Genomic DNA, 18,943 nt, shown 5'->3' on the forward strand with positions numbered 1-18,943 from the left:
TTAACAGCTCTTCAAGAATATCTTCTGTAATGCGGGTTTTCCTGAATTTTTGCTCATGTGAGATAAAGAAGTAAAAGAAGTGTAAAAAATTTTGCCGTTCCCTGTCCGGCTGACTGCCGGACGGGTCGGGCTTTAGGGCGGTGTATGGTTTACGGTTGCATGATTATGATTCAGAGAACGATTGCACTTTAGGCTGTCGTCTTTTGGATTGTCTTAATTCATCTCTATGTTTGCAGAAAATGTTTTCAGCGTGATTGTACACTTGGGATTCTCCCCAACAATTCCCGAAAATTCTTTTTCATTCCCGGATTGTGTATCAAAATAACTGCCTTTAATTTTTCCCGTGGCTGTTTCTGCCTTTATGTTATAACTGATAGAAGTTGGCAAAATAGCTGATATTTTTCCGCTGTGTGAATTAACATTCAAATTTCCCAACATATCAGAAGGATATAGCCCAATAGTACCCGAAACTGTATTAACATTTCCCGCTATATTTGAATCAAAAATATTTATCCCGCCGCTTGTTGTAGACAGTGTAATCACACCTGCGCAATCATCTACTGTAATTGCACCACTAACCGTTTCGACTTTGACATTATCAAGAACATCATTCGGAATGTAAATTTCAATATATGACTTGTAATTACTCGTGGGTCTATCACCAGCGTAAATAGTAAGTTCATCATTTTTAATCTCTGTACTGGCGTAATAGTTGGATTTATCTTCTGTCAAATATTCTTTTAAAATAATTTTGTTTGTTGTACTCGGCAAGATATAAATATTATCTGTTTCATAATATATTTCAACCGCTAAAATTGACGAGCTATCCCATTCCTTTGTATTGATTACAGGTATTTCTTCTATATCCCCGGTAGACCGTTCTAATATTTCCGCTATTTCTTCTTCGGTCATATAAGAAACACCAGTAATTTCTCCCTCTGTATTCCGGATAACTTTGATGCTCACCGTTCCTTTTGAATTTATGTCAAGCATATAAAACGAACTATCGGGGCGCTGATCCTTAATAATATTTACTAATTCATTTTGGTAGTAATAAGATTTCCCACTTTTTTCAATGCCAAAGGCTGCATACGATTCAATAAGTGCTTTATCATCCCAATCCCAATCTTCATCATCCCAGTCAAAATCCCAATCCTTATCATCCCAATCTTCATCATCCAAATACCAGCCGGAATCTAAATTTTCGTCATAAATATATGTGTCCGTTTTACGGCTATTCTTCTCCGATATGGTCGGTTTGTCTGCTTCAACCGGGTCTGAATGGTTTGCTGCGGCAACAGGATAAACACCAACAAAAGCTGCTCCAAAGATAATGCACAATGTCAATATACCCATTAAAAAATGAATTATCTTGCTTTTTTCTTTAAAATTCATAATAACACCCAACCTTTCTTTTAATTGTTTTGCGTTCTCGGTCAAAGTAACGGAAGCTAAAGGATTTTTATAAAGATTATTCGACTTCAAAAAGCAAATCAATGTATCTCCATATTCACGCCTTGCCTTATCGTCAAGTATGGATATAACCGCTTCATCACATGACAATTCACACGTTTTATTTACCTCTTTTTCAAGTAAATAAACAAAAGGATTGAACCAATGGATACAAACCACAATCTGTACCAGCCATTTATAAAACATATCCCGTTGTTTATAATGTCGTAATTCGTGCATAAAAATGTAAAACAATTCTTTATCTTCCAATTCTCCAACAGGCAAAACAATACTTGGACGGAAGAAACCAATCATAATAGGTGATGTAATCATTGCATTATGATGTAATTCTACTCTCGTTTTGATATTCAGTTTTTCCTCACAATCAGATAGCAAATTTAAGGTCTTAATATCCGGCACTTCTGTATTACCAGCCTTGATGTATTGGATAAATCCTTGATAAATCGTTACCTTACGCACAAAAAGAACCAGTGCCAATGCTAACCATACAAAAAATATATAAAAATATACATTAGGCGACTTCTGTGTAGTAGTGTCGTTCACAACTACGTTTTCACTTGATGGTATCTGCAACTGTTCCGCTACATCGTCATTTGTATCTACTGCCGCAGATATATTCGGGCGAACAGGACTATCATTTGTTATAACCGTTGTGTTAAGCAATTCAAACAGGTTTCTAACATTCATAGTATCAGGAGTAAAAGGAATCACGAAGCGCAATACAACAATTACCCAAATATAATACTGCCAGCGTCTGCTAAATGTGTTTTTATATATCTGTTTCAATCCCAAAATGAGAAGTAATAGCAGTGTGCCGGAAACAGACAGCGACAATAATATTTTCATAAATTCATTCATTTTCTTTTCTCCAAAAGATTTCTATTTCTTTCAACTCGTCTGCTGAAAGAATATCCTGCCGCAACAAGGTTGACACTAAATTTTTCACATTCCCGCCGTAGACTTTATCAAGAAAGCTGTGGGTCTGCATGGTCTGGTATTCTGCTTCTGTTACCATAGCTACATACTCATTCTTTCTGCCGATTTTTTTGACTTTCAAAAACTTTTTTTCTCCTAATCGGGAAAGCAACGTGAGTACAGTATTATTCTTCCATTCATTCTTGTCTTTTTCCAATTCCTCCATGATGAGGGAGTATAAAGCTGCCCCTCCATTCTTCCAAATAATTTTCATTAGTACCAGTTCGGATTCAGAAATTTGCTGTGTCATTTTGTCCTCCTTTTATCTTAACATTTTGTGGGTATATAAACATCTTAACGCTTTGTAGGTGATAATGCAATACCCTAAAGGAAATTTAAGAATTTATAAAAAGATATGAAAGATAGGGGGATTCCGTAGCAGTCGGCACTGTGGTAAAATCCAAAAGTTTAGATTTTCCCACGGTGCTTGTCTTTTGGTCTTTAGCTTCTTTGGTTCGGAATAGTGTGGTACTGGCAGTCTATCTCTTGTTTTCGGTTACTTGCTTCTTTACCGTACATGAGCATTGTGAGAAGGCTGGGGTCAATCATTTTTGCTTCCGGTTCCAGGTCTAGAAAAAATTTATATGCCATATCTGTCTGGGCGCTACTGATCAGAGTTTCATCAGACAGGTCGTAGAGCTTTTTCAAGAACAATAGTTTGAACATCATCTCTGGTTCTTTTGCCGGGCGTCCGAAATTTTCACAATACTGTTTCCGCAGCATAGGATTTACAAAACTGAAATCGATGTTCTCTTTTATCTTCCGCAAAAGATGATTTGCAGGAATGATCGCATTGTAAATCCCCTGATAAGGTGATAATGGTAATTTCAACTGTGAATGATCTTTCAGCATTTCGGAGTCCTCCTTCCCTATACTTCTATTATAATACCAACACTGAAAAAAGCCCAATTCTTTTTCAAAGAATCAGACTTTTTCAGTGCCCTCGTAAATACAGTACTTTCAAGGCTTTTGGCTAGTAGCGAGGAAGGGACTTGAACCCCCGACACTGCGGGTATGAACCGCATGCTCTAGCCAGCTGAGCTACCTCGCCATAATGGGACCTATAGGGCTCGAACCTATGACCCTCTGCTTGTAAGGCAGATGCTCTCCCAGCTGAGCTAAGATCCCATTCGTACAGGCCGTCATGTTTGACCTGCTTTGCTATTATACTATTATATGACAATAAAAGTCAAGAGTTTTTTTAAAGTTTTTTTATCTACATTCATTTGGCAAAATTCATTGAACATTTGCCTGTTTTATGGTAGTATAAGGAAGCTATCTGGAAACAAAAATGCAGATAAGAACAGAGCGTCCGGCTTCTTTGTACAGGGCTTAGAAATACGCCGTTACTGGATGCCGCAAAACATACAGAACTTAATATAGGAGGTGTCTGGAAGAAGATGGAGAGCTACAAGCAGGAATTTATTGAATTTATGATAGACTGCCAGGTGCTGAAATTTGGCGATTTTGTGACAAAGAGCGGAAGGAACACGCCCTTTTTTGTAAATACGGGCTTTTACCGCACAGGCTCCCAGCTGCGCAGGCTGGGCCAGTATTACGCAAAAGCTGTGAAGGAAGCCTTCGGCCTTGACTTTGATGTGCTGTTCGGGCCGGCATATAAGGGAATCCCTCTGACGGTCGCTGCGTCCATGGCCATCAGCGAGCTGTATGAGACAGATATCCGTTACTGCTCCAACCGCAAGGAGGTAAAGGATCACGGCGACAAAGGAATTCTTCTGGGAAGCCCCATTAAGGACGGAGACCGGGTTGTGATTATTGAGGACGTCACCACAGCCGGAACCTCCATAGAAGAGACGCTGCCCATTATCCGCGCCCAGGGAGAGGTAACCCCTGTGGGACTGGTGGTGTCCGTAGACCGCATGGAGCGAGGCCAGGGAGAAAAGAGCGCCCTGCAGGAGATCCAGGAAAAATACGGGCTCAAAACAACAGCGATCGTCACCATGGCAGAGGTAGTAGAGCATCTCTATAACCGGCCTTATAAAGGAAAGGTTATCATTGACGATACATTAAAAGAGGCAATTGATGCATACTACTTAAAGTATGGGGTAAATAAATGATATAGGGATATTACGGAACTGGAAACAGTAATATCCCTCAAAGTGCACAAATCGATTTACAGACGCATGTTTTTGCGGCTGGAAATTGATTTCATATCCGTGTACTTGGAGGGATATTACGGAACTGGAATAGGAGGGCTCACATGAACGAAAAAGCATATAAAACCATGACAGGCGCAGGCGCATGCAGTCTGGTAATTGGAATCATTCTTCTGGTCACAGGCCTTACAACGGGAATCCTGGCGATTGTGAACGGCGGCAGGCTTCTGAAAGCAAAATCAGATCTGATATTTTAGAGCAGGACAGAGTGAATGAAAAAAGAATCAATTAGGAAGCTTCGGTTAGGCGGACGGCTGCTGCTGGGAATTTATCTTGCGTGTCTGATCTACTTTATGTTTTTTTCAGAGAGCTATGGACGGACGGCAGTTAATCGGGACTACCATTATAATCTGGTGCTGTTTCGGGAGATACGGCGGTTTGTTCAGTATCGTCATGTTTTGGGAACCACAGCAGTTCTTATTAACGTGGCCGGAAATGTGGCGGTTTTTATTCCCCTGGGCTTTGCTCTGCCCGTTTTATTCGAGCGCATTCACAGCTTTGGCCAGGTATTGATTTTATCTTTTGCCATCAGTCTTTTGGCGGAAACAATGCAGCTTGTTCTCCGGGTGGGCTGCTTTGATGTGGATGATCTGTTTTTGAATACCGTGGGCGGCTGCATCGGATATCTGGGATACCGGATTCTGCGCCGTTATTTCTGGAAAAGGGGAAGCTATGGCGAAGAGAAGCTATAAATTTACAGATAAAAAGCACACAAAGCAGGGAATTATCTCTTGTATTCTGGGAGCTGCATCGCTGGTCCTTCTTGTGTCCGGGCTTGTTACAGCTTATGGCATGGCAGGCGGAGCAGGCTCTTTGGCGGCGCTTATGGGCTTTTTGTCCATGGCGTTTTCCATTATAGGTTTTGTGCTGGGAGCCAGGGGATTTCAGGAGGAGGATGTCTATTATCTGTTTTCAAAAATCGGGATAGGAATGAATGGAATTCTGTTTGTTCTATGGGTGCTGATTTTTGTTGCAGGCATGTAGCGACTGTTCCCGGCCGGAAAATCATACCCTGCGGGTACCCCGTTAATGCATGCCCCTGCGGGGCGGATGGACTTCGTCCATTAAGGTATACCCTGCGGGTACCCCATTAATGCATGCCCCTGTGGGGCGGATGGACTTCGTCCATTAAGGTATAGTCAGAACAGGAAATCAGATGGAGGGCAAGGATGGAAAAAGAACTGTGGAAGCAGGAAAAGGAAGAGATTCTGGAACGGTATGAGCTGAGTATGGAGCGGATACGGACGATGCACAAAGAAGCGTCTGTGGCTGCTCCCTTTTACGATTATTTTCAGAAAATGGCATCGTTTATTGAAAAGATGGATGAGCTCGCCCAGGCGGCAGGCAGGGAGGGATTTGCCGATATTCCTTTGGAGGAGCTTCAGAGACAGAACAGGGAGCTCTATGAGGATGTGGCCCAGGAAGCCTACCAGGAGAGCTATGCCTGCCCGGAAACGGCAGTGGAAAGGCTGGGAGAAGGCTATGGCCAGTTTTTAAGCTTCCTTTATACGGAGCTTCGTGGAATGATTGTCTGGGCTTATGAACAGCGGTTTACAGATCTGACGGTTGCGGCGGAACTCTTTATCGAGATATACAATGCTTTTGAGGGGGGAATGCCAAAGCTTCAGAGCCTTAAGGAGATCCTTTACTGGCATATCAGCGACTACTGCGACGTGTGGATTCCGAACCGCATCCGGGAACAGCTTGACCCCAGGCTTTCCTTTGCAAAGGACATTATCTGCCAGGCAGATTTGAACGATGTGCGTTACCTGTATCGTTTCGGGGAATATATTACGGAAAATGAACTGGAAATAAGCCGGTTTCTGGCGAAGCTGCCCCAGGAGGAGATTGAGGCTATGGCTTCAACCTTTACCGAAGGATACCGGAAGGGCTTTGAGAATGCCGGCATTGATTTGAGCCGGAAGAGAACCGTAAATATCCGTTACTGCCTGGGCTTTGAGCGGATTGTCCGGGAGGCTGTAGGGCAGTTTGAGAAAATGGGCCTTAAGAGCATTATTTACAGGGAGGCCAGACACAGCATCAACCGCAGGCCCCAGGGAAATCCGGGCTATCAGAGCACGGCGTTTTCCAAACAGTACTTGTATGATCATAAGGAGGATGCGGCCCTTTACCTGGACAGTAAGCTGGTGGAACGCAGGCTGTCTGTGCTGAGGGCGGCTTATGAGGAGTGCCGGGAGCTGGCGGCCGTTCATGCAGGGCCGGCGGTGATGGAGATTTTCGGAGAGCAGCCTTTTCTGCCGAAGAATTGTCCTGCTGCGCTGCGGCTCAGTGAAAAGCAGCGGGAACTGAATGTCCGCTACAACAGCGGAGCCGGGCAGCTTGCCAATCAGTATATTCCCGGGGATGAGCGCAGCTTCACGATTATCGCATATCCCATTCCGGAGATTGGCCCGCAGTTTCCGGAGATATTTGCAGAGACGGTAAAGATTAATACCTTAGATTATCATTTGTATGAGGAGCTTCAGCAGAAGCTGATTGATGCCCTGGATGAGGGAGAGGGCGTGTATATACAGGGTACAGGCTGCAACCGGACAGCTCTCACTGTGGGGCTTTGGGAGCTTGAGGATCCAAAGAAGGAGACACTGTTTGAAAATTGTGTGGCGGATGTGAATATACCGGTGGGGGAGGTGTTTACCTCGCCCCGGCTTAAGGGCACCAGCGGAATCCTCCATGTGAGCGAGGTTTATTTAAATGAACTGAAATATCTCGATCTGGAAATAAGGCTTGAAAATGGAATGGTAACGGGCTGCACCTGTAAGAACTTTTCTTCCGAGGAGGAAAATGAGAGCTATATCCGCACCAATGTGCTGTTTAACCATGAAACCCTTCCTCTGGGGGAATTTGCAATCGGAACGAATACAACGGCCTATATGATGGCGAAAAAGTATGACATTGGGGCAAAGCTTCCTATTTTGATAGCGGAGAAAATGGGGCCGCACTTTGCGCTGGGAGATACCTGCTTTTCCTGGGCGGAGGATACGCCCACTTACAATTCGGACGGGAAGCGTATGAGGGCGAAGGACAACGAGTGTTCTATTCTGCGGAAAGAGGATTTGTCAAAGGCTTATTTTAACTGCCATACAGACATTACGATTCCTTATGATGAGCTGGGGTGTATCCGGGTAAACTGCCGTGACGGGAGGACTGTTTCGATTATTGAACAGGGACGTTTTGTCCTGCCGGGGACGGAAGAATTGAACAGGCCCTTTGACGCTATGGCATAACAGTCCGGATAGGAAAGGAGCAGCTTTTTGCCTGATTTTGGTTGACAAGGAATCTGATACGGGTTAAACTTTTTATTAATATTTCTTGACAGAAAATAAGTATTTATAAGTAATGCTAATAAATATTTATCATATTTAAAACAGCTTGAAAAAACATGATTTTAAGGAAAAGGGGAGGACTTTCTATGGCAAAGGTAGGAATTGTAATGGGCAGTGATTCGGACATGCCTGTTATGAGTAAGGCGGCGGATATTCTGGAACAGCTGGGTGTGGACTATGAGATGACGATTATCTCTGCCCACAGGGAGCCGGATGTGTTCTTTGAATATGCCAAATCAGCAGAGAGCAGAGGCTTCAAGGTGATTATTGCAGGGGCGGGCATGGCGGCACATCTTCCGGGTATGTGTGCGGCGATTTTCCCCATGCCGGTGATTGGAATTCCCATGCATACCACATCCTTGGGAGGAAGGGACTCTCTTTACTCGATTGTACAGATGCCTTCCGGGATTCCGGTGGCAACCGTGGCCATTAACGGGGGAGCGAATGCGGGCCTTTTGGCGGCGAAGATTCTGGCTGTCTCGGACGAGGCTTTGCTGAACCGGTTAAAGGCATATTCCGAGGAACTGAAAAACCAGGTGGTAAAGAAGGACGAAAGACTGAAAGAGGTAGGCTATAAAAACTATTAAAGAGCGGCGTCCGGGAAAGAGGGGCCATTCATTGTGTCGGGAGGAAAAAAATGGATTATAAGAATGCAGGAGTAGACATTGAGGCCGGCTATAAGTCGGTGGAGCTGATGAAAAAGCATGTGGCGGCAACCATGCGCCCGGAGGTGCTGACGGGAATCGGAGGATTTTCGGGAGCATTTTCCATGGAGGCTTTTAAAAACATGGAGAAGCCTACGCTGGTTTCCGGAACGGACGGCGTGGGGACGAAGCTGAAGCTGGCATTTCTCATGGACAAGCATGATACGGTGGGAATTGACTGCGTGGCTATGTGTGTGAATGACATTGCCTGTGCCGGAGGAGAGCCGCTGTTCTTTCTGGATTACATTGCCTGCGGCAAGAATGTGCCGGAGCGGATTGCAACGATTGTAAGCGGTGTGGCAGAAGGCTGCCTCCAGGCGGGCGCAGCGCTTATCGGCGGTGAGACGGCGGAGATGCCGGGCTTCTATCCTGTGGACGAGTATGACCTGGCGGGCTTTGCCGTTGGAATCGTGGATGAGAAGAATCTGATTACCGGCGCAGGGATAAAGCCGGGGGACGTGCTTGTGGGTATGGCTTCCTCCGGTGTGCACAGCAATGGGTTTTCTCTGGTGCGCAAGGTTTTTACCATGAAAGAAAAATATATGAATACCCATTTTGAAAGCCTTGGCAGAACCCTTGGAGAGGCGCTCATTGAGCCGACGAAGATTTATGTGAAGGCTCTGCGGACAGTAAAGGAAGCGGGTGTGAATATTAAGGGATGCAGCCATATTACAGGCGGCGGTTTTTATGAGAATATTCCCCGGATGCTTCCGGAGGGGGCGGCTGCTGTGGTGAAGAAGGACAGCTATCCCATTCCTGTGCTCTTTAAGATGCTTGCTGAGGACGGAAGAATTGAAGAGCAGATGATGTACAATACCTTTAATATGGGAATCGGCATGGTGATGGCAGTGGATCCGGCGGAGGCAGACAAGTGCATGGAGGCTGTCAGGGCAGCAGGAGAAACGCCGTATCTCTTGGGAGAGGTACGCTCCGGTGAAAAGGGAGTGACCTTATGTTAAAGGTAACGGTGCTGGTATCCGGCGGAGGAACGAATCTGCAGGCGATTCTGGACGCCATGGACCGCAGGGAAATACAAAATGCAGAGATTTCTGCAGTGATCAGCAATAATCCCAATGCATACGCACTGGAACGGGCCCGGCTTAAGGGAATTCCTGCTCTGTGTATTTCGCCTAAGGCATACAAGACGAGAGAGGAATTTCACAAGGCCCTTCTGAAGGCTCTTAAGGACAGCGGGGCAGATCTGGTGGTTCTGGCCGGGTGTCTGGTGGTGATTCCGGAAAGCATTATCCGGGAGTATAAGGGGCGGATGATCAATATTCATCCATCCTTGATCCCTTCTTTCTGCGGAACAGGCTATTATGGGCTGAAGGTTCACGAAGAAGCCCTGAAACGGGGCGTGAAGGTAACGGGGGCTACGGTTCATTTTGTGGACGAAGGCACGGATACGGGGCCGATTCTGCTGCAGAAGGCGGTGGAGGTCCGCAAAGGGGATACGCCGGAGGTTCTTCAGCGCCGGGTGATGGAGGAGGCAGAGTGGGTGCTGCTGCCCAAGGCGATTGACATGATAGCCCGGAAAGAACAATAAAAACAGTAAGCGCTTTACAATGGTGTATGCAAAGGAGCTTACAGAACTGGAATCATATGAAATAGGGGGTAGATTAGTATGAAGATTTTGATCGTAGGTTCGGGGGGACGGGAGCATGCCATCGCATGGAAAACGGCCCAGAGCCCGAAGGCGGAAAAGATATACTGTGCGCCGGGCAATGCCGGGATTGAGGAATACGCAGAGTGTGTTCCCATCGGCGCTATGGAATTTGAGAAGCTGGCGGCGTTTGCCCAGGAGAAGGAGATTGATCTGACGGTAGTCGGCATGGATGATCCTCTGGTGGGCGGCATTGTGGATGTGTTTGAAGAAAAGGGCCTTCGAATCTTCGGGCCCCGGAAAAATGCGGCGATCCTGGAGGGCTCAAAGGCTTTTTCGAAGGATTTGATGAAAAAGTACGGAATTCCTACGGCAGCCTACGAAAATTTTGATAATCCGGAGGATGCTCTTGAATATCTGGAGCATGCAAAGTTTCCCATTGTTCTGAAGGCTGACGGTCTGGCTCTTGGGAAGGGCGTTTTAATCTGCAATACGCTGGAAGAGGCAAAAGAGGGCGTGAAAACCATTATGCAGGACAAGCAGTTCGGCGCTGCCGGAAACCGCATGGTGATTGAGGAGTTTATGACGGGACGGGAGGTTTCTGTCTTAAGCTTTGTGGACGGAAAGACGATCAAATGTATGACTTCGGCCCAGGATCATAAGCGCGCCCTGGATGGGGATCAGGGTCTGAATACAGGGGGAATGGGGACGTTTTCTCCCAGTCCATTCTATACAGAGGAAGTGGACGCCTTCTGCAGGGAGCATATTTACCAGGCTACGGTGGACGCCATGGCGGCAGAGGGACGTGAGTTTAAAGGAGTTATTTTCTTTGGGCTGATGCTGACGGAGAAGGGGCCGAGAGTGCTGGAGTATAATGCGCGGTTCGGGGATCCGGAGGCCCAGGTGGTGCTGCCAAGGATGAAGAATGATATTGTAGAGGTTTTTGAGGCCTGTGTGGATGGGACGCTGGATCAGGTTGACCTGCAGTTTGAAGATAACGCGGCGGTTTGTGTTGTGCTGGCTTCCGGCGGGTATCCGGTGTCTTATGAGAAAGGGTTTCCCATCTGGGGGCTTGAGCATTTTAAGGATAAGGACGGGTATTATGTGTTCCATGCCGGGACGAAGAAGGTGGACGGGCAGTTTGTTACGAATGGAGGCCGGGTGCTTGGGGTGACGGCTACAGGGGATGACCTTAAGACGGCTCGGAGGAATGCTTATGAAGCGGTGAAGCTGGTGGGGTTTGAGAAGGCTTATTGCAGGGGGGATATTGGGAAGGCTATTGATGAGGTTTAGATGAGGGACGGACGGGTTCGGAGCAAACCGGGCGCTGCGTCTTTTCCATATCTGTGTTCGGACGGTTCACGTACACGCTGTCTGCTATGTACGGACACTGCTGGGGATTTTTTTGTTTGGCTCTTTGGCAGTGTCCGTACATAGCAGACAGCGTGTGCGTGAACAGCCGGACACTTGATATTGGAAAAGACGCAGCGCCCGGTTTGATCCGAACCCTGGGGTTGGGGGCGGTAGGAGAGGATGGTGGGATTGTTTATAGTGTGTTTAGAACAGAAGGCGGGCGGTCTGGGTGGTGAGGAGGCAGAGGGTTAGGCCGAAGGCGGTGGGGAGGAGGAAGGCCAGGAGGGTCCATTTGAGGCTTTTGGTTTCTTTGTGGATGGTGATTAGGGTGGTGGCGCAGGGCCAGTGGAACAGGGTGAAGAGGATGGTGCAGGCGGCGGTGAGGGGTGTCCAGCCTTGGGAGATTAGGAGGGATTTGAGGGTCAGGAGGTTTTCGGGGGCAGTGAGGGTCTGCTGGTTTAGGTAGGCCATGAGGATGATGGGGAGGACGATTTCGTTGGCTGGCATTCCAAGGAGGAAGGCCATGAGGATGACGCCGTCCAGGCCGAAGAGGGCGGCGAAGGGGTCGAGGGCTGCGGCGCAGATGGATAAAAGGGTGCTTCCCTGCCAGGTGAGGCTGGCCATAAGCCAGATGATGAGGCCTGCCGGGGCGGCTGCGGTGACGGCCCGGCCCAGTACGAAGAGTGTCCGGTCCAGGAGGGAGCGGATTAGGACGGGGCCGAACTGGGGGCGGCGGTATGGAGGGAGTTCCAGGGTGAAGAAGGAGGGAACTCCTTTTAATATGGTCCGTGACAGCAGCCAGGAGGCCAGGAAGGTTGCGGCTATACCTAAGAGGATGACACCGGTGAGCAGAAGGGCGGCCAGGGCATTGGAAGAAAAGGCCCCGGCGGCGCCTGTGAAGAATAGGGTGATGAGGGTGAGGATTACAGGGAAGCGGCCGTTGCAGGGGACAAAGCTGTTGGTCAGGATGGCGATGAGGCGTTCTCTTGGGGAGTCGATGATGCGGCAGCCTGTCACGCCGGCAGCGTTGCAGCCAAAGCCCATGCAGAGGGTAAGTCCCTGTTTTCCGCAGGAATGGCAGCATTGGAAGGCATGGTCCAGGTTGTAGGCGATCCGGGGCAGGAGGCCGGCGTCCTCCAGGAGGGTAAACAGAGGAAAGAAAATGGCCATGGGCGGAAGCATGACGGAGACAACCCAGGTCAGGACACGGTATATGCCGGATACGGCCAGATCCTGGAGCCAGACCGGGGCGTGGAGGCGGACAAAAAATGCGGCCAGGGGTGTTTCCAGGGAGGTGAACAGGCCGGAAAGGAGCTGGGAGGGGTAGTTGGCCCCTGCAATGGTCAGCCAGAATACGAAGGCCAGTAAAAGGAGCATAAGGGGATAGCCGGTCCGGCGGCTGGTGAGAAGGGTGTCCAGGCGCCGGAGGGTGCGGTGAGCATCTTGCTTTTCTTTTTGGATGACAGTCTGGCAGATGGCCTCCGCATGGTGGAAAAGGGCGGATGTAATGAGATCGGAGAGCTGTTCTTTGTGGATATCGGATGCTGTTAGGATATGTTCTGCTTCTGTGAGAGCTTGTTTTACAGCCGGATCCGTGTGCAGGAGGGAGGGAAGTAGGGCGGGAAGGGCAGCTTCGGGATTCAGGCGGTGCTCTAAAAGGCGCAGGGCAGTCCAGCGCGGAGGAAGTGTGAGCCCGGACTGGTTTCGGACTGTGGGCTCTAAAATGGTCAGAGCTGCTTCCAGCAGAGGCGGATAGGTGACAGGGCAGGTTCCGGTTTTGGAACCGGCAGGGCTTTCGAACAGTTCGTCCAGAGCATCCAGCAGGGCGTCAAGGCTGTGCCTGTCTCTGGCAGTGGTGCCGACCACGGGGACGCCCAGAGCTTTTGACAGGGCAGGAAGGTCTATGTGGATGTGATGCCGGGCTGCTTCATCCATGAGGTTGACGCATACAAGTACCCGGGGAATCAGCTCGATGGTCTGGAGAACCAGGTTGAGATTCCGCTCCAGGCAGGAGGCGTCGCAGACGACGATGGCTGCGTCTGCCCTGCCGGAGCAGAGGAAGTTCCGGGCCTCTTCTTCTTCGGGGGAATGAGGCATAAGGGAATAGGTTCCGGGGAGATCGGCAAGTATGTAGTCATGGCGTCTGCTGTGGCAGAGGCCCAGAGCGTTTTCCACGGTTTTGCCCGGCCAGTTGCCGGTGTGCTGTTTCATTCCGGTGAGGCTGTTGAAAAGGGTGCTTTTGCCTACGTTGGGATTGCCGGCCAGGGCAATGGTTTTGTGGCCGGAGGCAGGCTCTTCGATGAGGATTTTTTTCCCTTCTGCAGAGCGGATGGCGATGACGGCGCCGCGGATGAGATAGGCACAGGGGTCGCCGGAAGGGCTTTTTCCTATGCATTGGACGAGGGTTTGGTCTACAAGTCCGAGATCTGAGAGACGGCGGCGTGTGCTTCCGGCGGCGGTGAGGGAGTGGATTCGGGCGGTTTGACCGGGCTTCATATCGTTTAGACAGTGATGGTTGGACATGGGGGCTATCTCCTTGAGGTAAGTTTATGGTGTTATTATTGTATGATGGAGGAGGGGAGAGGTGACAGGGGGGGACGGGGGGACGCAGTTCAGCCAGTCGTCAGCAGCCTGGGACGGCGGACTTTTCCATATCAGTGTTCGGACGGTTCGCGTACATTCTGTCTGCTTTTGGTGGACATTACTTTTGGGGTTTTGGAGTAGGGGTTTGGTTTTTGGGTAATGTCCGCCGGAATCAGACAGACTGTTCGCGAACAGCCGGACACCTGATATTGGAAAAGTCTGCCGTCCCAGGCTGCTGACGACTGGCTGAACTGCTGGGGATGGGGCGTTTTTTGAGGGGATTTTTTGATAAAAAAATCGTAGAGCATGTTACTCTACGTAAATTAGAATTGTTTGTCTTTATTTCAATGTTTCTTATTATAACCAAATTCTTAAAATATTTCAATATAAATCGTGATTTTCTTTTGTAACTGTGTAATAAATGGAAATTTATAACATTTTTTTTCTGTTTTTCCTGGTTTGGCGGATGAGATGTTCTGAATCAAGTCTAAGATATCTTACTATTATTTCCTTTTTTGTACTTTATTTGTTTTGTTTTTTCGTAGAGTAACATGCTCTACGAAAAATTTGGTTTTCAGCAGGGGAAGTGGTTTTTCTGCTTGGGATGGAAGGAGGCATTGGTATCTGGTATGTACTGTATTGCCCGGATTGCAGGGAAGAGGATATTGTGCGTTCCTGTATGCGGCACTTGACGGGGACGGCTGTAAAGGATGCGTTCTGTTTTACTTATGATCGGATGCGGAGATATGAGGGCAGCTGGCATGTGGAGCAACGGCTGATGTTTCCTCATTATGTGTTTTTGGAGAGTGAGGACGGGGAACGGCTTGCTGGAGAGATTAAGCAATATGGGAAGATTTTTGCTGTCCTGGGGGGACGGGATGCCTTGGCTCCGGTGTGTAAGGAGGAGGAGCAGTTTCTTCGGGATCTGTGTGGGGAAAGCCGCCATTCGGGTATATCTAAGGGTTATATTCGGGGTGGGTGTACTTGTGTGACAGAGGGGCCTCTTCGGGGAAAGGAAAGGCTGATTCGAAAAATTGACAGGCATAAACGGATTGCGAAGCTGGAGATGCCGGGAAGTTTTCGGAATGTAAATGTGGGACTGGAAATTTATGAAAAAGTATGACGGCTGTACTGCAGTATAGACTGCGGCGTGGGTGAGAGTACCACATAGGGAGGTTAAAGTTTGGGGCATGGGCTGCAAAATGGCGAAGCATGCCCATTTTTAAGATAAAATACCCTCGACTAAGGAAGGAAATAGGAAGAGCAGGAGAAAGGGAAGCGGATATGTGGTATGCCATTCAAACCATGACAGGGAATGAAGAAGAGGCAATGGAGAGTATTCGAAGGCTGGTAGACAAAGAGGTTTATGAAGAGTGTTTTCTGTTGAAGAGGGAAGCGGTCTGGCGGATACAGGGGGCATGCAGAGTTTATGTGGAACTGCTGTTTCCTGGATATGTGTTTGTTTCCACAAAGAATCCGGAGGAATTATATCAGCAGCTAAAGAGGGTTTCTTTCTATACAAAGATGCTGGGAAAAGAGGGAGAGGAGTTTTATCCGGTGTCGCTGGAAGAGGAAAGCTTTTTGAAGGAGCTTATCAATGAGGATGAAGAGTATACGGTGAGGCTTTCTCCTGTGAAAGTAGATGAGCAGGGAAATATTGTGGAGTGCAGAAAGCCATTAGACGGCTATATGGATAGAGTGATAAAGAAGCGGATCAGGATGCGGTATGTGATTATCCGCGTGCATTTATTTGGAAGGGATCGGGAGATTCTGCTGGGGCTTCGGCTGGAAGGAGACTGAATGGCAGGATGATATGGGATTTTCATATAGGGAAAGGGAGCAGTCGTAATGTTAAAAAAGAGCTATCAACAATGGAAGAGGATATTAGATGTGATGTTATCAGCTGCTGGTTTGATAGTGTTATTTCCTCTATTTTTGATATTGGTTTTGGCAATTAAAGCGGATTCCCCCGGGCCTGTATTGTTTCGTCAGAAGCGGATCGGAATTCATAAAAAGTATTTTTATATATTGAAATTTCGAACCATGCGGATCGATACGCCTAAGGATACCCCTACGCATCTGCTGGAAAATCCGGAACAATACATTACAAAAACGGGAAGGTTTCTGCGAAAAACATCTTTGGATGAATTGCCGCAGATTTTTAATATTTTAAAAGGAGATATGAGTATTATTGGCCCCAGACCGGCGCTTTGGAATCAGTATGATTTGATTGCAGAGCGTGATAAGTATGGGGCCAATGATATTTTGCCCGGATTGACAGGATGGGCACAGATTAACGGAAGGGATGAATTGGAGATTCCGCTGAAAGCCAGGATGGATGGAGAGTATGTACAGAGGATGAGTTTTTGGTTTGATGTGAGATGCTTTTTTGAGACGATTTTTTCTGTCCTGAGAAGTGATGGGGTAATGGAAGGGGGAACCGGAAAAAAGCCAGAACAGGAATTTGATACAGATAATATGGATACGGGCATATTGATTTCTGTTATTATGCCGGCCTACAATTCTGCCAAATACTTACTGAAAGCAATAGAGAGTGTCCAGAATCAGACATATCCAAATTGGGAGCTGCTTATTATAGACGATTGTTCTGCTGACAATACGGCGGAGATAGTACAGAGATATGCAGAAAGGGATGAACGAATCAGACTTCTTAAGCAGAATTATAACTTAGGAGCGGCGGCGGCCAGAAATGCAGGATTGGATGCTGCAAGAGGAAAATATATTGCTTTTTTGGACAGCGATGATTTTTGGGACAAGAATAAACTTTTAAAGCAGCTTTCTTTTATGGAAAAAAATGGATATGTATTGACTTATACAAACTATCAGAAATTTAATTCCGATACAGGCAGGAGAGGAAAAGTTATGAAGGCTCCGCCCAAAATGAAAGCAAAGGATATTTACAGTAATACAGCAATTGGCTGTTTAACCGTTATGGTAAACAGAGATATGGCAGGAGATTTCCATATGCCGATTTTGGATCATACGGAGGACAATATAACTTGGCAGAAAATTTTACAGAAAGAAAATGCTGCTTATGGGATAGACGAAATTCTTGCATATTATAGAGAAGGAAATGAAGCTTCTCTAACCCAGAATAAAAAGCATTCAGCGAAATTGCAATGGAAAACTTATAGAAAATATTATGGATTTTCTATTATAAAAAGCAGTTTTTATTTTGCCCGTTATGCTTTAAATGCTGTTAAAAGGCATTTGTAATCATAAACAAAATAAGTTTTAAGGAGAAAACACATGAAAATTTTGCTTTTAAACCCCCCATTTATAAATAAATATTCAAAAAGCTCCCGCAGCCCGGCAGTTACAAAGAGCGGCACAATTTATTTCCCTCTTTGGCTTTCTTATGCGGCAGGGGTCTTAGATAAAGAGGGCCATGAATTAAAATTAATTGACGCTCCGGCAAAGTGCTTATCAAGGGAAGAAACGCTGAAGATGGTAAAAGAATTTTCCCCTTCCCTTGTTGTCATTGACACATCTACCCCTAGTATTAACAATGATCTTGCTGTTGCCCAGGCAATAAAGAAGTGTATTTCAGAAGTAAAGATTTGTCTTGTAGGTACGCATGTTTCGGCAGCGGTATCAGAGATTTTACCGGAGAAAAGTGCATATGTTGATTTTATCGCACGGCATGAATATGACTATACTCTTCCAGAGATTGCAAAAGCGCTGGAAGGAAAAATGCAATTAAAAGATGTGCCTGGTATTAGTTATTGTGAGAATAGGGAGCTGAAAGAGAATAAGGATCGCCCTTACATTGAAAATCTGGACGACCTGCCATTTGTTTCTGCAGTTTATAAAAAATATTTGGATATCGAAGATTATTTTTACGCTCATGTAAGCTTTCCCACAATCAGTATTTTTTCCAGCCGCGGCTGTCCTTCAAAGTGTTTTTACTGCATGTATTCTCAAGTTATGTTTGGTAAGCAGTATAGGAAAAGAAGTGCAAAAAACCTTTTTGACGAATGTGTGTATATCAAAAGGAACTTTCCGGATGTAAAAGAGATTTTGATTGATGACGATAATTTTTCTGTTGATCAGGAAAATGTCCAGGAATTTTGTAAGCTGATGATCGAAAGTAAGCTGGGGCTTAAATGGGTGGTGCAGTGCCGTGTAACACTTAAATATAATACTATGGTTTTGATGAAAAAAGCAGGATGCCGGCTTGTCGTCGTTGGATATGAGAGCGGCAGTCAAAAGGTACTCGATGGAATGCATAAAGGAATTACCTTGGAACAGTCCAGAAGATTTAATGCAGCGGCTAAAAAGGCCAAAATGCGGGTTCATGGCTGCTTTATGGTAGGCAATCCCGGTGAGACAAAAGCTACCATGAAAGAAACTTTGGAATTTAGCAAAAGTCTTCGTATGGATACCGTACAATACTTTCCACTGATTGTATATCCGGGGACAGAAGCCTGGACATGGGCAAAAGAGAATCACTATATCAATGCAAAAAGCTATGACGAATGGCTTACCGCAGATGGAATGCACAACTGTGTACTTTCAAGGCCTGAATTAAGCAGTCAGGAATTGGTTGAATTTTGTAATTATGCCCGCAAACAATTTTATTTAAGGCCAAGCTACATGTTAATGAAGCTAGGAGAGTGTCTGACAAGCAAAGAGGATTTCATTCGGACATGGAAGGCCTTTGGAACATTTAGAAAGTATTTGTTTAAAAAATAAGCAGGATGAATTTTT

Annotated in this window: 16 protein-coding genes, 2 tRNA genes and 1 pseudogene; 13 read left to right on the forward strand and 6 right to left on the reverse strand. The window is 46.6% G+C overall.

The window, feature by feature from the left end:
• Positions 1-213: 213 nt before the first annotated feature.
• The 5 genes and pseudogenes from VV089_RS02300 to VV089_RS02320 form a co-directional block, all read right to left on the reverse strand.
• Positions 214-2,331 carry a M56 family metallopeptidase gene (locus VV089_RS02300; RefSeq protein ID WP_172544397.1) on the reverse strand — a complete coding sequence of 706 codons (2,118 nt, stop codon included), beginning with the start codon at positions 2,329-2,331 and terminating at the stop codon, positions 214-216.
• Positions 2,324-2,698 carry a BlaI/MecI/CopY family transcriptional regulator gene (locus tag VV089_RS02305; protein WP_172544398.1) on the reverse strand — a complete coding sequence of 125 codons (375 nt, stop codon included), beginning with the start codon at positions 2,696-2,698 and terminating at the stop codon, positions 2,324-2,326. The genes VV089_RS02300 and VV089_RS02305 overlap by 8 nt, the downstream gene beginning before the upstream one ends.
• A 275-nt stretch (positions 2,699-2,973) precedes the next feature.
• A pseudogene (locus VV089_RS02310) lies at positions 2,974-3,300 on the reverse strand (transposase); the annotation flags it as partial.
• A 125-nt stretch (positions 3,301-3,425) separates the two neighbouring features.
• Positions 3,426-3,499 (reverse strand) — tRNA-Met (locus VV089_RS02315).
• 4 nt (positions 3,500-3,503) lie between these two features.
• Positions 3,504-3,576 (reverse strand) — tRNA-Val (locus tag VV089_RS02320).
• 272 nt (positions 3,577-3,848) lie between these two features.
• Between VV089_RS02320 and pyrE the strand changes: the two genes are divergently transcribed.
• The 9 genes from pyrE (at position 3,849) to purD (ending at position 11,569) form a co-directional block, all read left to right on the forward strand.
• On the forward strand, positions 3,849-4,526 hold the full coding sequence (pyrE, locus tag VV089_RS02325; RefSeq protein WP_172541534.1) for an orotate phosphoribosyltransferase: 678 nt from the start codon (positions 3,849-3,851) through the stop codon (positions 4,524-4,526).
• Positions 4,527-4,669: 143 nt separating this feature from the next.
• On the forward strand, positions 4,670-4,822 hold the full coding sequence (locus VV089_RS02330; RefSeq protein WP_172542170.1) for a hypothetical protein: 153 nt from the start codon (positions 4,670-4,672) through the stop codon (positions 4,820-4,822).
• A gap of 15 nt (positions 4,823-4,837) precedes the next feature.
• Complete coding sequence (locus VV089_RS02335; protein ID WP_334334816.1) at positions 4,838-5,317, forward strand: VanZ family protein; 480 nt, start codon at positions 4,838-4,840, stop codon at positions 5,315-5,317.
• On the forward strand, positions 5,298-5,609 hold the full coding sequence (locus VV089_RS02340; RefSeq protein WP_172542173.1) for a DUF6142 family protein: 312 nt from the start codon (positions 5,298-5,300) through the stop codon (positions 5,607-5,609). The genes VV089_RS02335 and VV089_RS02340 overlap by 20 nt, the downstream gene beginning before the upstream one ends.
• A 185-nt stretch (positions 5,610-5,794) precedes the next feature.
• Positions 5,795-7,870: an aminopeptidase gene (locus VV089_RS02345; protein WP_334334817.1), complete on the forward strand. Its 2,076-nt coding sequence runs from the start codon at positions 5,795-5,797 to the stop codon at positions 7,868-7,870.
• Positions 7,871-8,055: 185 nt separating this feature from the next.
• Positions 8,056-8,556, forward strand: a complete 501-nt coding sequence (gene purE / locus VV089_RS02350; RefSeq protein WP_172544682.1) for a 5-(carboxyamino)imidazole ribonucleotide mutase — start codon at positions 8,056-8,058, stop codon at positions 8,554-8,556.
• A gap of 50 nt (positions 8,557-8,606) precedes the next feature.
• The gene (gene purM / locus VV089_RS02355; protein WP_172544683.1) at positions 8,607-9,632 is read left to right on the forward strand and encodes a phosphoribosylformylglycinamidine cyclo-ligase; all 1,026 of its coding nucleotides are present in this window, start codon (positions 8,607-8,609) and stop codon (positions 9,630-9,632) included.
• Complete coding sequence (gene purN, locus VV089_RS02360; protein ID WP_334334818.1) at positions 9,626-10,219, forward strand: phosphoribosylglycinamide formyltransferase; 594 nt, start codon at positions 9,626-9,628, stop codon at positions 10,217-10,219. Before purM ends, purN begins: the two co-directional genes overlap by 7 nt.
• 78 nt (positions 10,220-10,297) lie before the next feature.
• On the forward strand, positions 10,298-11,569 hold the full coding sequence (gene purD, locus VV089_RS02365) for a phosphoribosylamine--glycine ligase (protein ID WP_334334819.1): 1,272 nt from the start codon (positions 10,298-10,300) through the stop codon (positions 11,567-11,569).
• 264 nt (positions 11,570-11,833) lie between these two features.
• On the opposite strand, the gene feoB is transcribed toward purD, so the two are convergent.
• Positions 11,834-14,152 (reverse strand): ferrous iron transport protein B, encoded by a 2,319-nt coding sequence (gene feoB, locus VV089_RS02370; RefSeq protein ID WP_334334820.1) that lies wholly within the window; start codon positions 14,150-14,152, stop codon positions 11,834-11,836.
• 646 nt (positions 14,153-14,798) lie between these two features.
• On the opposite strand from feoB, the gene VV089_RS02375 reads away from it, so the two are divergent.
• The 4 genes from VV089_RS02375 to VV089_RS02390 all read left to right on the forward strand — a co-directional run bounded on the left by VV089_RS02375 (position 14,799) and on the right by VV089_RS02390 (position 18,928).
• Positions 14,799-15,335: a transcription termination/antitermination NusG family protein gene (locus VV089_RS02375; protein WP_334334821.1), complete on the forward strand. Its 537-nt coding sequence runs from the start codon at positions 14,799-14,801 to the stop codon at positions 15,333-15,335.
• A gap of 161 nt (positions 15,336-15,496) precedes the next feature.
• Entirely contained in the window at positions 15,497-16,012 is a 516-nt protein-coding gene (locus VV089_RS02380) for a transcription termination/antitermination NusG family protein (protein WP_334334822.1), read from the forward strand.
• Positions 16,013-16,060: 48 nt separating this feature from the next.
• Positions 16,061-17,449, forward strand: a complete 1,389-nt coding sequence (locus VV089_RS02385; RefSeq protein ID WP_334334823.1) for a sugar transferase — start codon at positions 16,061-16,063, stop codon at positions 17,447-17,449.
• Between the two features lie 33 nt (positions 17,450-17,482).
• Positions 17,483-18,928 carry a B12-binding domain-containing radical SAM protein gene (locus VV089_RS02390; RefSeq protein ID WP_334334824.1) on the forward strand — a complete coding sequence of 482 codons (1,446 nt, stop codon included), beginning with the start codon at positions 17,483-17,485 and terminating at the stop codon, positions 18,926-18,928.
• Positions 18,929-18,943 lie beyond the last annotated feature (15 nt).

The organism is Candidatus Merdisoma sp. JLR.KK011 (assembly GCF_036941125.1).
GTDB lineage: Bacteria > Bacillota > Clostridia > Lachnospirales > Lachnospiraceae > Laedolimicola.